General features: G+C 74.5%; 4 protein-coding genes. 1 reads left to right on the plus strand and 3 read right to left on the minus strand.

Going from position 1 to position 14,216, the window contains the following annotated elements; genetic code table 11:
* Positions 1-12: 12 nt before the first annotated feature.
* The 3 genes from HW130_RS21405 to HW130_RS21415 all read right to left on the minus strand — a co-directional run bounded on the left by HW130_RS21405 (position 13) and on the right by HW130_RS21415 (position 13,429).
* The gene (locus tag HW130_RS21405; protein WP_177151266.1) at positions 13-921 is read right to left on the minus strand and encodes an aminoglycoside phosphotransferase family protein; all 909 of its coding nucleotides are present in this window, start codon (positions 919-921) and stop codon (positions 13-15) included.
* Positions 922-1,062: 141 nt separating this feature from the next.
* The gene (locus tag HW130_RS21410; protein ID WP_177151267.1) at positions 1,063-12,180 is read right to left on the minus strand and encodes a non-ribosomal peptide synthetase/type I polyketide synthase; all 11,118 of its coding nucleotides are present in this window, start codon (positions 12,178-12,180) and stop codon (positions 1,063-1,065) included.
* Positions 12,140-13,429: an MFS transporter gene (locus tag HW130_RS21415; RefSeq protein WP_375256562.1), complete on the minus strand. Its 1,290-nt coding sequence runs from the start codon at positions 13,427-13,429 to the stop codon at positions 12,140-12,142. The genes HW130_RS21410 and HW130_RS21415 overlap by 41 nt, the downstream gene beginning before the upstream one ends.
* Positions 13,430-13,682: 253 nt before the next feature.
* Here HW130_RS21415 and HW130_RS21420 point away from each other — a divergent pair, with 253 nt between their 5' ends.
* The gene (locus tag HW130_RS21420) at positions 13,683-14,174 is read left to right on the plus strand and encodes a MarR family winged helix-turn-helix transcriptional regulator (RefSeq protein WP_375256563.1); all 492 of its coding nucleotides are present in this window, start codon (positions 13,683-13,685) and stop codon (positions 14,172-14,174) included.
* Positions 14,175-14,216 lie beyond the last annotated feature (42 nt).

Raw genomic sequence — 14,216 nt, forward strand, 5'->3', positions numbered from 1 at the left:
CCTGGCGCGGAGTCAGCCCGCGACGGTCTCGTACTCCGCTAGGGCCTCACGCATCGCGCGGCGCGCGACGGTGGCGAGCACCGGATTCCTGACGCGGTAGTAGTGCTCCGTCGTCAGCCCCCAGGCCAGTGCCCAGCCGCGGCCGCGCGCCCACGTGGCGTCGTCCACCTCGGCCGCCTCGCGGAACACATCCCGGGTCCCGGACGTGAGCAGTGTCCAGGCAGCCATCATGTCGCAGGCGGGATCCCCGACGCCCACACAGCCGAAGTCGATGACGGCGCTCAGCCTGCCGCCCCTGACCAGCACGTTGCCCGGCAGGAGGTCGCTGTGGACCCACACCGGGTCGCCCTGCCACTGGGGCAGCCGCAGGACCTCCTCCCACGCCGCCGTCGCGGCGGCCGCGTCCACGGTGCCGTCCGCGCCCAGGTCCCGGATCGCCGCCCGGACGTCGTCCTCGCGTGTACGGACGGGGCCGCCGCGGAAGGACGGCGGCCCGCCGGCGGCGTCGACCGTGCGCAGGGCGGCGCCGAACCGGCCCAACTCCACGGCGGCGTGCGCCGGATCGGCGACGGGCTCGTCGAACGCGTTCGCACCGTCGAGCCATCCGTACACCGACCAGGGCAGCTCGTACCCCTCCCCGGGAACGCCCCTGCCGACGGGCACGGGCACGGGCAGCGGAAGGTGCGGGGCGAGCAGCGGCAGCCAGCGCTGCTCCTTGTCGACCTGGCGCGCCGCTCCGTGAACGCGCGGCAGACGGACCACCAGGTCGTCCCCCAGCCGGTACATGGCGTTGTCGGTGCCCGCGGAAGGGACCTTCCTGACGGGCAGATGCGCCCAGTGCGGGAACTGCGCCGTGATCAGCCGGCCGACGAGCGACGCGTCGATGTCGACCTCGTCGGCATGCATCTTCACGCCGGACATGGACCTCCTCGGCCGGGACGGACGGGTGGGTGACGTGCGTGTCCGCGTCACGGCGCCGGGAGTCTAGCCAGCGGTTCCGCTTCCGGGCGACGGGTTTTCCGCGCGCCAGACCGTGTGGTCAGGCGGCGGACGGCGGCTCGCTCAACGGGGGCCCGCCTCCTCCGGCGGGCGCAGCAGGTCCGCGACCGGGGTCGACGGCTCCGCCGTGACCTGCGCGAGCAGTGCGGTGAAGTCCTCGCTCCAGGCCCGGACCGTCGCCGCGTCGAAGAGGTCGGTGGCGTACTCGAAGGTGACGTCGATGGTGTCGCCTCGGGGGACGAGCACCGCGTAGAGCTCGTTGCGGGCCACCGCTCGGGTGGGCAGGCCGCGGACCGTGGTGGAGACCGCTCGCAGGTCCAGCGCCGGCGGCGTCGTCGTGACCACCGTGAACAGCACGGTGGGGAACAGTTGGTCGGCCGTCTGGGGCGAGACGAGCCGGACGACCTCGGTCAGCGGCAGGTCCTGGTGGTCGATGGCGGTGAACAGCGTCGAGCCGAGCCGCGTCACCAGGTCCGCGAACGCCGGTGCCTCGGACAGGCGGGCGCGCAGCAGCACGGCGTCGCCCAGCAGCCCGACCACGCCCTCCCGCTCCGGCCGGGCGCGGTTGGCGCTGGAGGCCGCGAGGACGACGTCGCCGGTGCTCCCGCACAGCCGGGCCGTCCAGGTGGCGAAGGCCGCGGCGAGGACCGCGTAGGGAGTGACCCCGAGACGCTCCGCCGTCTCGGCCGCGCGGGCGGGCACGGTGCCGCCGATGACCCATGTGTGCAGGGCGCCCCGGCCGGACGGCACATCGGGACGCGGGCGGTCGCAGGGCAGGGCGGGCCTCAGCTGCACGCCGGCGAGCTCGGTGCGCCAGAAGTGTTCGAGTGCGGCCCGGCGGCTGTCGGTGAGCCGGTGTTCCGCCCGGGCGACGTCCGTGAACTGTGCCGGCGGCGGCGCGAGCGCCGGGGTCGAGCCCTCGCTGTGGGCGTTGTAGAGCTCTTGCAGGTCGTGCCAGATGATGCCCATCGACCAGCCGTCGCAGACGGCGTGGTGCAGGACGGTCACCAGGACCCAGCGGTCCGCGCCGAGCCGGCCGAGCCGGAAACGGAACAGCGGTGCGCAATCCAGCGCGAACGGCTCGCACGCGAGGTCCTGGCACCAGCGCTCGATACGGGTCCCGTCGTCCGCGTACGCCGTCAGGTCGGTGACCCCGACGTCCACCGGCACCTCGGCGAGCACCTCGACGAGATGGTCGCCGTCGCGACGGACGGCCCTGCTGCGCAGCGCCTCGTGCCGTGCCACCAGGTCCCGCAGCGCGCGCTTCAGCGCGTCCGCGTCGAGGGCGCCGTGCAGGTCGATGCGGTGGGCGACGTTGTAGACGCCGGGATCGGCGCGTTCGTGGTGACGCCGCCACAGCCGGCGCAGCGAGGAGGTCATGGGCACCCTGGCGGCGATCCGGGCAGCGGGCACGGGATCGTCCGCTTCGGAGCCGGGCACCGGCGAGCGGTGCTCCTCGCACCGTGCCGCGACCGCCCGGATGGTGGGGGCACGGAAGAACTCCGCCATGCCGAGCTCGGCGCCGAGCAGCGCCGACATCCGGTTCAGCAGCCGGACAGCGCTCAGGGAGTGTCCGCCCAGTTCGAAGAAGGAACGCGTCACGGACGCCTGCGGCAGGCCGAGTTCGGCGCACCACAGTTCGTGCAGGTCCTTCTCCAGCGGGGTGAGGGGTTCGGCGCCCTGCTGCGGCGCTCCCGCGTCCGGCGCGGGCAGCCGTTCCCGGTCCAGCTTGCCGGACGCGTTGACGGGCAGCCGGTCCACGCGGACCCAGTGGCGCGGCACCAGGTGATCGGGGAGTACCGCGGCGAGGGCGCTGCGCAGCCGCCCGAGGTCGGTGTCGGGTTCCACGGGGGCCACATAGGCGACGAGTTCGGCCTCCCCGGCCCGGTCGCGCCGGGTGACGACGGCGGCCTCGGCGACCTCCGGCCGGGCGTTCAGCACGACCTGGATCTCTCCCGGCTCGACCCGGTGGCCGCGGATCTTGACCTGGTCGTCGGTGCGGCCCAGGTAGGCGAGGGTGCCGTCCGAGCGCCAGCGTGCGAGATCGCCGGTCCGGTACTGGGGCGCGCCCATGTCGTCGGTGACGAACGCCGCGGCCGTCTCCTCGGGACGTGCGTGGTATCCGTACGCGACCGGCGTCCCGCACACGTGGATCTCGCCGACCGCGCCCAGCGGCACCGGCCGGCCCTCCGTGTCCAGGAGCCGGATGCCCGCTCCGGGGACCGGGGTGCCGATGGGCGGCCGTTCCTCCGCGCCGTCGACCCGGTGCGAGGTGACGACGACCGAGGTCTCGGTGGGCCCGTACTGGTTGTACAGCGTGCAGCGGGGATGCGCGGCGAGGAACCGGCGGAATCCGGCATTCAGGTCCAGTGCCTCACCGGCCGAGAACAGCTCGCGCAGAGAGGGCAGTTCGGGACCGGTCTCCATCAAGTACCGGAGCGGGGTGCAGGGCATGAAGACCCGCTCGACCGCGTGGCGGCGCACGGCCTCGGCGACGGCGGCCGGGTCGAGCCGCACGTCGTCGTCGACGAGGACGAGCTCCGCCCCGGCCGCCAGGGTGGTGAAGATCTCCTGCACGCTGACGTCGAAGGCGGGCGAGGTCCACTGGAGGGTGCGCAGCGCGGGGTGCCGTTCCAGATGGCCGCGCACGAGGCCGACCGGGCCGCGGTGCGGCACCACGACGCCCTTCGGACGTCCCGTGGAGCCGGAGGTGTAGATGCAGTACGCGGGGTCCTGCGGCCGCGTGCCGTCGAGCGGGCCGGAGATATCCGCCCCTCCCGCGACACCGTCCCCCGCCGCCGTCTCCGGTCCGCCCACCAGGTGCACCGGCCGCGCCGCGAGGGACGGGTTGCGGTCGAGCAGGGCGGGCGTGGTGAGCAGCAGAGCCGGAGTGCCGTCGTCGAGGAGCAGCTCGAGCCGGGCCGTGGGCAGGGAGACGTCGAGCGGCAGGTACGCGGCGCCGCTCTTGAGCACACCGAGCAGCGCCGTGATCAGCTCGGGCCCGCGGGGCAGCAGCACCGCGACCCGCTCGCCGCGTCCCGCTCCCCGGGTCCGCAGCTGCCGGGCGAGCCGCTCGGCCCGCCGGTCGAGCTCCGCGTAGCCGATCCGTTCATCGCCGTGGACGAGCGCGGTCGCGTCCGGGGTCCGCCGCGCCTGTGCCTCGAACAGCCCGTGCAGCGTGTCGTCGTGCGCCGGCGGGGGCTCGTCCAGGCGGCCGAGGCGGGACAGGGCGGCGCGGTCCGCGTCGGTGGGCGCCGTCAGTTCGGGCAGGGTGGCGGTCGCCGTCTCGAGCGCCCGGCGCAGCACGCTCTCCATGTAGGCCAGGAGTCGTCTCACCGTGGACGAGTCGAAGAGGACGGTGTCGTACTCGACCGCGCACCGCACTCCCCCGCGGTGGTGTGTCAGGTACAGGGTGAGGTCGAACGGCGCACGCTCACTGGGCATGTCGAGCAGGGTGGCGGTCAGGCGAGGCGGGTCGAACTCCGCCTGCCCCTCGTTCTCGTACTCCACGAGCACCTGGAAGAGGGGATTGCGGCCGGCGTCGCGATGCGGGTTGAGCGCGCCGACGAGCTCGTCGAAGGGCACGTCGCGGTACTCGAACGCCGCGGTGCTGCTCTCCCGTACCCGGCGCAGCAGTTCGCCGAAGTCCGGGTCGCCGGACAGGTCCAGGCGCAGCGGCACGGTGTCGAGGAAGAGGCCGATGTGGTGTTCGGCGCCGGCGGGCCTCGCGGCGACGGCGGTGCCGATCACGACGTCCCGCTGTCCGCTGAACCGGCCGAGCACGGCGCCGATCGCGCTCGTCAGCACCATGAACAGGGTGGCGCGGTGCTCGGCCGCCAACCGGCGCAGGCTCTCGGTGAGTTCGGCGTCGAGTGCGTACGTGAGGCTCGCGCCCTCGCCCGACCTGGCCGCGGGCCGGGGACGGTCGGTGGGCAGGGCCAGTTCCGGGGCGTCGCCCAGCTCGCGCCGCCAGTGGGCGAGGGCCTCCGCCGTCCGGGCGGGGTCCGGCGGAACGATCGGCAAGGCGGGCAGGGGCGGCAGCACGGGCGGCGCGGCGGTGTCGTCGTGGTGCGGCCAGGCCCGGTAGAAGGCTCCGAGATCGCGGGTGAGCACGGTGGTGGAGGACGAGTCGAAGACGATGTGGTGGGCGAGCAGGAACAGCAGGTGCCGGTCGTGCGCCAGGCGCAGCAGCCCGGCCGAGACCAGGGGTCCTTCGCTCAGGTCGAAGATCCGCCGGCCCTCGCTCTCCATGGCGGCCCGCAGCGCGGCCTCCTCGGTGTCCCCGGTGTGGTCGGCCACCGGGCAGTCGAGCCGGACGTGCGGGAGGACCTCCTGGTAGGGGACGCCGTCGGCTTCGCGGACGACGGTGCGCAGCGCGGGGTGGCGGTCGCAGACCTGCTGGAGCGCCCACCGCAGCGCCTCGGTGTTCAGCAGTCCCTCCAGCCGTACGGCCTTGGGCTCGTGGTACATGCTGGTGCCCGGGTGCAGCTGTTCGAGGAACCAGATGCGTCGCTGTGCCGGTGACAGCGGTGTCCGCCGTCCCTCGTGCCCCGTGGGGCCCGTACTCCCTTCTCCCGGTGCCGTTCCGGTGCCTGCGCGCCCGATCCGCCGCTGCCGGAGCCGGTCGAGCACCGGCAGCGCGGCCAGCACCCGCTCGGCCGGGACACCGAAGTCGACGAAGCAGGCGATCTCGTCGGCGCCCGCGTCCACGAGGCGGCGAACCGTCGCGGCCGCCGTGTCCTCGTCGCCGATCAGGGCCCGTGAGTCGCAGTACCGCTCGTAGGCACGGCCGAGCAGGAACTCCACATCGTCCTCGGGCGTGTTCTCCAGGTCCACCTCGAACCCGAGGCTGTTGGTCACCTGGTCGAAGAGGGACAGCGAGGACCGCAGGTACGACACGAAGGGCCCGTAGGCCTCGGCGCGCGCCCGTTCCGCGTCCTCGCCGAGGTATGTGTGCACGAGCACGACCACACGGCCCGCGTCCGGGTCGAGGCCGTGCTCGGCACGGGTACGGCGGTACAGGGCGATGTTCTCGGCGAGCTGCTCGACCGTCTGCGCCATCAGGTTGGTGACCACACCGAGGTCGCGCACGGCCGCCTGCCGGTAGCTGTCCGGGTTGCTCACGACCGCTACGTACAGGGGCGGTTCGGCCTGGACGGGGCGCGGGTGCAGGCGGACCTCGGTCCGTGTGCCGTCCCCGGCGGTCACCGGGAGCGGCTGTCCCGACCACAGACGCCGGACGTCCTCCAAACGCTCGTACATCACGTCGCGGTGCCGGCCGAAGTTCTCCGGAGCCAGGGCGAAGTCCGTGGCGTGCCAGCCGCTCGCGAAGCACAGACCCGCGCGGCCGCCCGAGAGGTTGTCGACGACCGACCACTCCTCGGCGACCCGGACCGGGTGGTGCAGCGGCAGGACCACCGAGCCCGCGTGCAGCCGGATCCGGTCGGTGCGGGCGGCCAGGGCGGCGGCGAGCACGGAGGGGTTGGGGAACAGCGCGCCGAAGGAGTTGAAGTGCCGTTCGGGGAACCACAGGGCGTGGAAGCCGTGCCGGTCGGCGAATTCGGCCGCTTCCGTGATCAGCGCGTACTTGTCGCCGTCGGCGTCCTGCGGGTAGTCGCCGAAGAAGTACAGGCTGACGTCGCAGTGCGCCGCGTGGGGAAGCGGGCCGGACGACGGCCGCGCCGGCTCCGGCCGCGGCGACGCCTCCGGGCGCAGGGCCTGCGGTGCCGCGGCTGCGGGCGGCGCGAGGGGCGCCGGGCGGGGCGGCGCGACCGGCTGGGCCGGTGGGGTCGGTGAGGCCGGTGGGGTCGGCTGGGCGCCGGGGAGGGCGTCCAGTTGGCGGGTGAGCAGACCGGTCACCTGCTCCACGAGGTTCTCGGCGAGCCGGATCTGCTGCGCGAACAGCTGGTGCAGGCTCTCCTCGACGGCCGGATGCGCGGCGTCCCGCCCGTCGGGCCCGGCCACGGCCGCGGGCTGCGCGGCGGGTTCGGACGCGGGCGCGGCAGGTTCGGACGCGGGTGGTGCGGCGGGTTCGGACCCGGGCGGTGAAGCCGCCGCTGCGAGGGACTCTGCCGGGGACGCGGCTGCAGGCTGTACGGCGGGCGCGGCGGCCCCGTCACCCCGCAGGTCCGCCACGTGGGCCGCCAGCTTCCGCGGGGTGTCCGCGTCCGAGAACAGATCCCGGACCCGGACACGCACCCCGTGGCGGCTCTCCAGTTCGGCCACCATGCCCATCAGGGCGAGCGAGTCGGCGCCCAGGGCGAAGAACGAGGCGTCGGGTGAGGTGTCGGCGATGTCGGTCCCGAGCTTCTGCGCGGTCAACCGCCTGATGTCGTCGAGCAGTTCGCCGGACGGTACGGGCCCGTGGCCCGTCTGTGCGAGTTCGGACACGGGTACGGGCGCCGGTTCGGGCACGGCGACCGGCCCCGGTCCGGCGGCAGGACCGGCCGCCGCCCGCGCGGGCACGGTGGTGGTGACCCTGCGGCGCCGCAACGGATGCCCGGGCAGGGGGACCCTGCCCCCGCTCCTGACGACGGCCCGCCAGTCGAATGCGGCCCCCGCGCGGTACAGCTCACCGAGCGTCCGCATGATCCCGGCCGGCTGCTCGGCGCCCTCTCCCTGGCCGCTGTACCAGCGGCTCTCCGGTGCGCAGTGCCTGCCCAGGCCCGCGAGCGTGCTGCCCGCCCCGATCTCCAGGAAGTCCGCGCACCCCTGCCCGGATGCGGTGGCCACCGCCCGGTCGAACCGGACCGGCTGCCTCGCCTGCCGGCAGAGGTACTCGGCGTCGACGGTCCAGCCCGCGGCGCGCAGCACGCCGTCGAGTCCCGAGGCGAGCGGGGTGTGCAGCGGCGCGTACGTCGTCTTCTCTGCGTACGCGCGGAATGCGCGGAGCGCCTCGTCCAGCGCGGCCGAGTGGAACGCCCGGTCCACCGGCAGCGCACGCCACGGTATGTCCGCCTCCGCGAGCAGGCGTGCCGCCTCCCCCAGGGCCCACTCCGACCCGGATATCACCTGGGACCGCGGCCCGTTGCAGGCCGCGGGCTCGGCTCCCGCCGCCCAGGCGATCCGTTCGGCGGTCGCGGCGTCGGTACGCACCGCGAGCATCCCGCCCGGAGCGGCGGCCTCCCGCATCAGTCCGCCGCGCCGTGCGGTGAGCCGCAGGCCGTCCTCCAGGGACAGGGCGCCGCCCGCGCACAGGGCCGCGTACTCGCCGAGGCTGTGCCCGAGGAGCAGGGCGGGGCGCACACCGAACGCGCGCCAGACCTCGATGAGCGCCATATGGTGGGCGAACAGGGCCGGTTGGGCGGTGTCGGTGGGCCAGACGCCGTCGTCGTGCCCGTCGTCCCCCTCGGCGCCGAGGAGCAGCGGGAGCAGGGTGCCGCCGAACTCGTCGGCGTGGACGCGTTCACAGCGTTCGAGGATCCGGCGGGCCTCGGGGTAGGCGTCCCAGATGCCGCGTGCCATGCCGCGCCGGGCGCTGCCCTGCCCGCTGCAGGCGAAGGCGACGGAACCGAGGGGCGTCACCGGGCCGGGCGGGCTTTCCAGCGCGCGGGCCAGATCACGGACCGTCCTGCCGACGACAGCCGTGCGTGCCGCGCGGTGCGGGCGGCCGAGCGCGAGCGTCGCGGCCACGTCGGCGGCCGCGAGCCCGGGGTGTGCGAGCAGGTGCTCGCGCAGCCGGGTGGCGTACTCGTCCAGTGCCCGGGGGTCGCGCGCCGACAGTGGTAGGAGGACCGGCTCGTCCACGGGACCGGGGCCGGCGGGCTCCGTGCGCTCGGGGGCCTCTTCCAGGATCACATGGGCGTTGGTGCCGCCGACCCCGAGCGCGCTGACGCCCGCCCTGCGCGGCACGCCGTCCCGCGTCCGCCAGGGTGCGGTCGCCGTGCCGAGCACCAAGGGGCCGCCGGCCAGGCGCAGTTCGGGGTTGGGCCGGTCGAGGTTGAGCGTCGGCACCAGGGTGCGGTGTTCGAGCATGAGCACGGTCTTGACGAGACCGGCCATGCCCGCGCAGCTGTCGAGGTGTCCGATGGCCGGTTTCACCGAGCCCACGGTGCAGAAGCCCGTCCGGTCGGTGTCCTCGCCGAGAGCCCGGGCGAGTGCCTCGAACTCCACCGGGTCGCCGAGCCGTGTGCCCGTGCCGTGCGCCTCGACGTACGAGACGGTGTCCGCGGGGACCGCCGCCCGGCGCAGTGCCTGCCGTACGACCTCGACCTGGCCCGCGACGCCGGGCGCGCTGAACCCGACCTTGCCGGCTCCGTCGTTGTTGACCGCCGAGCCGAGGATCACGGCGTGCACGGTGTCCCCGTCGGCGAGGGCCCGGTCGAGCCGCTTGAGGAGGACGGCGGCCACGCCGTTGCCGCCCACGGTGCCGTCGGCGTCCGCGTCGAAGGCGCGGCAGCGTCCGGTGGGCGACAGGATGGACCCGGGGTGGCTGCGGTAGCCCGTCTCCTGGGGGGTGTGCACGGCCGCTGCGCCCGCCAGCGCCAGGTCCGTGTCACCGCTCAGCAGGGCCTGGACGGCGAGGTGGACGGCGACCAGCGAGGTCGAGCACGCGGTCTGGACGCCGATGGCGGGGCCGGTGAGGCCGAGCCGGTAGGCGACCCGGGAGGCGAGGAAGTCCGGCTGCTGTCCGATGGCCGTCTGCATGCCGGTGGCGGGATCGCCGTCGTCGGGGGAGGACGCGGGCGGCTGCTGGTGGCCGTAGAGGTTCATTCCGGAGCCGGCGAACACCCCGACGCGGGTCCCGGGACCGGTCGCCGCGTAGCCGCCGTCCTCCAGTGCCTCGTGGCAGCATTCGAGGAACAACCGGTGGGCCGGGTGGGTGAGTCCGGCCTCCCTGGGGCTCACACCGAAGAAGTCCGCGTCGAACTCCTCGACGCCGTCGAGGACACCGGCGACCGGTACCCGGTCCGTGGCCCGCGCCTCTTCGGCGGACAGCCCTGCGGACATCAGGTCGCCGTGCGTGAAGCGGCGGACGCTGTCCACGCCGTCCCGCAGATTCGCCCAGAACTGCGCCGTCGAGTCCGCCCCGGGGAAGCGGACCGACATGCCGATGACGGCGATGCGGTGGTCCGCCCCCGCAGCCGGATCGCCACCCGAGTCCGCGCCGGGGGTGCGACGCGTACCCGCACCCCCGCCGGGCTGCCGACACGCAGCCGCGCCCGTACCCGCATCCGCTGCTGCCCGCGGCGCGGCGTCGGCGGCCGTCCCTGCGAACGGCCCGGGGAGCGCGGCCAGGTGGGCCGCCAGCTCGGCGGCCGTGGGGTGCTCGAAGAGCACGGTCTGCGCGATCTCCCTGCCGAGGCGCTCCTCCAGACGGACGCGCAGCCGTACCAGCTTCACGGAGTTCAGGCCCAGTTCGTAGAACGGGACGTGCGCGGGCACCGGGCGCCCGAGCACCGCCGTGAGCTCCTCCTGCACGACGCAGGACGCCTCGTCCGGGTGCGGGAGGGCGGCAGCGGGAACCGGGGCGAGGGGCCCGCCTGCGGCCAGCCGGTCGCGCAGGTCGCCTCGGCGCACCTTGCCGGCCGGAGTCCTCGGGAACGCGTCCGGCACAACCGGCACGACATGGGACGCGGTGAGCCGGAGCCGGGCGTACAGCACCGACTTGAGCTCCTTCTCGATGCGCACGTCCTCGCGGGCGCCACGGCTCACGAAGAACACCGCCAGGGTCTCGGTCCCGCTGTCGGGGTCGGGGACTCCGCACGCGGCCACGTCGCCCGTGCGGACGCCGGTGACGGCGGTGGCGGCGTCCTCCACCTCGTGACAGGAGATGTTGTGACCGTTGAGGATGATCAGGTCCTTGCGCCTGCCGGTGATCACCAGCTGATCCTCCGCGAAGAAGGCGAGGTCACCGGTGTCGAGCCAGCCGGGTTCCCCGGGGAAGGCGGCCGCGTCGGCCTCCGGGTCGCGGACGTAGCCCGGTGTGACGCGAGCCCGAGACCGCACCTGCAGCCTGCCGATCCTGTCCTCGGCGACCGGCTCCCCCGCGTCGTCGACGAGCCGCAGCGTGGTGCCGTGCGCGGGCGAACCGACCGCGACGAAGGTGACACAGTCCTCGTCGGGGGTGTCCTCCGCGGCTGCGACCAGCGGACCGCCGAGGCTGCTCCTGAGGATGCGCTGCACGGTTCCGGGCCGGTCGAGCCTGCCGTACGTGATGCCGGTGACCGTCTCGGCCATCCCCCACGCCGGCACGATGTGCTCCTCCCGGACGCCGCAGGCAGCCGTGGCCGCGAGGAAGCGGCGGAGCACCGGCAGCGCGATCTGCTCGCCGCCGCAGACCAGGGTTTTGAGGTGGTCGAGACGCCTGCCGCCGCCGGGCCGCTCGGCGAGCGCGTCGGAGACCAACTGGTAGGCGAAGGTGGGCGCCCAGCTGTGCTGGGCACGGTGTTCCTCGATGAGGTCGAGCCAGCGCAGGGGCTCCGCCACGACGTGTCCCGTGGGGGCGTGCACGTTGGTGCAGCCGGTGAACACCGCGAGCACGTGGTACAGCAGGAAGGCCCCGCTGTGGTCCACGGGCAGCCAGTTGAGCATCGTGTGTCCGGGGCGCACGTCGAGGATGCGCCGGCTGCTCGCGGCGAAGTCCGCGAGTCCGCGGTGGGTCAGCTGCGCCGCCTTGGGCACGCCCGTGCTGCCGGACGAGAGCATCAGCAGGGCGACGTCGGTCCCCGCCGGTTCCGCATGGTCGTACGCGGGAGCCGCGCGCAGGCAGTCCTCCGCGACCGCGACCCGCAGTCCGGGGGCGGTTCGGGCGAGTGTCGCGGCTCCGGCGGCGTCGCTGAGCACCAGCGGCCCGTCCAGCAGGTCGCAGGTGTGCCGCAGGCGTTCGAGGGCCGCGGTGCCGTCGCCGGGGCGTTCCGCGACGGCCACGGGCCGGGCGCCGCCGAGGACGGCGGCCCAGAAGGCGGGGAAGAACTGGTCGAGGGGGAGTCCGCAGAGCACGAGCGCGTCGCCGGGGCGCAGGCCGTTGCCGCGCAGGCCGGTGAGCAGGCGGCGGGCGCGTGACAGGAGTTCGGGGTAGGTCTGCCGGGTCGTGGCGCCGTCCGGTCCGACGGTGACGACGGCCGCGCCGGGAGCGCCGTCCGCGGCGCGCAGCAGCGCCTGGACCGCGTCTGCCGGATCGTCGTCGGTGAACTCCGGCTCAGGCCCCCGGCGTATCGCCTGTCCCCGTCCGCGCTCCATGCGTGGTCCCTTCTCCTCGTGTCACACCTTGTGTGGGTCGTTTCCGCCGCGTGGCCGTACCGCCCCGCGGCGTCAGGACCAGCAGGGCCAGCGCCCCGCATACGGCTGTTCCGTGGAACGCCCCCACGACGGCGAGGGCGGGCAGGGCCTCGAGCGCCGCGGCGGCGGCGACGGTCCCGAGCGTGAATCCGGAGGTCTCCGCCGTGGCCGACAGGCCGAACAGCCGGCTGCGCTGCCGGTCGGGGACGGCCTGCAGCCGGGAGGTGTAGACGATCTCGGTGCAGCCGTCCGCCAGGCCCGCGCCCAGGGCCACGGCCACCAGCGCGGGGGCGGGCAGTCCGGTGAACGCGAGGACGAAGAACAGGGACATGGCGCAGGTGCCGGTCGCGAAGGCACGGTCCCCCGCGGCCCGGCCTCCGCTCATACGCCGCTTGAGCACCTGGTGGGCGAGCAGGGTGCCGACGGCCCAGGCGGCCCAGAACCGGGTCATGAACAGGGCGGGGTGGTCCGGCGACACGGCCCCGGCGGCGACCGGCAGGGCCACGTTGTGCGAGGACGACGCCAGGGCGTCGGCGCCCCTGAGGAGGATCATCCCGATCAGCAGCGCGGACAGGCCGCGCAGCCCGCGCGGCCCGCCCGCCGCACCGGCGTCCCCTGGTGCGGCGGACCCGTCCGCCTCGTCGCCGTCGGTGCGGGGCCGCAGCACGAGCAGCGCCGCAGCGGACAGAAGGAAACTGGCGCCGTTGATCGCGAACGCGGCCGCGTAGCCGCCGTATGCGATGACGGGGGCCGCCGACGCGAAGCCGAGCACGGTGGCGAACGACCGCACCGTGACGAGCATGCCGTTCGCCCGTACGCGCTCCTCGTGACCGACCATCACCGGCACCGCGCTGCGCAGGGCGACGGTGAACAGGGTGTTCCCCGCGCCGAGCACCACGACCGCACAGGCGAGCAGCGGCACGCGGGTGCCCGGCGCGGTCAGCGCGAGTACCGCCATGGCCGACGCCTGGGCGATGTCGGCCAGGAGCATCAGGGCCCGGCGGCCCGCCTTCTCGGCCAGCGCTCCGGCGGCGAGGCCCGCGAGCATGCCGGAGAACAGACGCAGTGCCATGAGCGCGCCGATGCCGAACGCGCTGCCCGTCACCTCGTAGGTGAACAGGCTCAGGGCGATGAGGCTGAGGTAGTTGCCGTAGGAGGACACGGCGTACGCGGACAGGAGGCAGCGGAACCGCCCACTCACAGCCGTCACTTCACTCCCCCGAGTACCGCGGATCCTCCGCCGCCCCGGAACCGTAGCCATGCCGTCCCCGGCGTGTCGAGAGCGGCGCGGACCGGGCCGGCGCGGAAGGCGGACGCCGCGGTCCCGGGCAGTCGCCCCGGGGCCCGGCCGGCACCCAGGTTCCCCTTCATGGACAGCCGTGTCGCACGGCTGTACGGTGCAGCAACGCATGGCCGGGTTCGTCACCGGCCACGGACGTCGACTGCCGGCGGAGGGGGCCGTAGTGCGTGTCGCGACATCCGGTGAGCACATCCGCGACGGCATGAGTTCCGTCGACGCGTTCAGCCGCACCGCCCTGGCCGTCTTCCACCTGAACGGCAGATTCGGGGCGCTGCTCGACCAGTTGACCGTGCCGTCCGGCCTCAGCGCGGCGCAGTGGCAGGTCCTCGGCGCGGTCGAGGACGAGCCGCGGTCCGTGTCGGGCATAGCGCGCATGCTGGGCGTCACCCGGCAGAGCGTGCAGCGCATCGCCGACCTGCTGGTGGAGCAGGGGCTCGCCGACTACCGTGCCAATCCCGCGCACCGGCGCGCCCGGCTGCTGGCGGCCACCGAGCGGGGTGAGGCGGTGCTCCACGAGGTCGACGCCGGTCACGCCGAACTGGCCCGGCGGCTGTGCCGGGAGCTCGGCGGGGAGGAGGAGTTCGGCCGGACCACCGACGTGTTGCGCGAGTTGTCGCTCGCCCTCGGCTCCGTCGTCCCCCAGGCCCGGTCCTGAGCGCCCGCGCACCACTACGCGGCGTCCGGACCACCCCGACGG

The sequence above is a fragment of the Streptomyces sp. PKU-EA00015 genome, assembly GCF_013387495.1.
Taxonomy (GTDB): domain Bacteria; phylum Actinomycetota; class Actinomycetes; order Streptomycetales; family Streptomycetaceae; genus Streptomyces.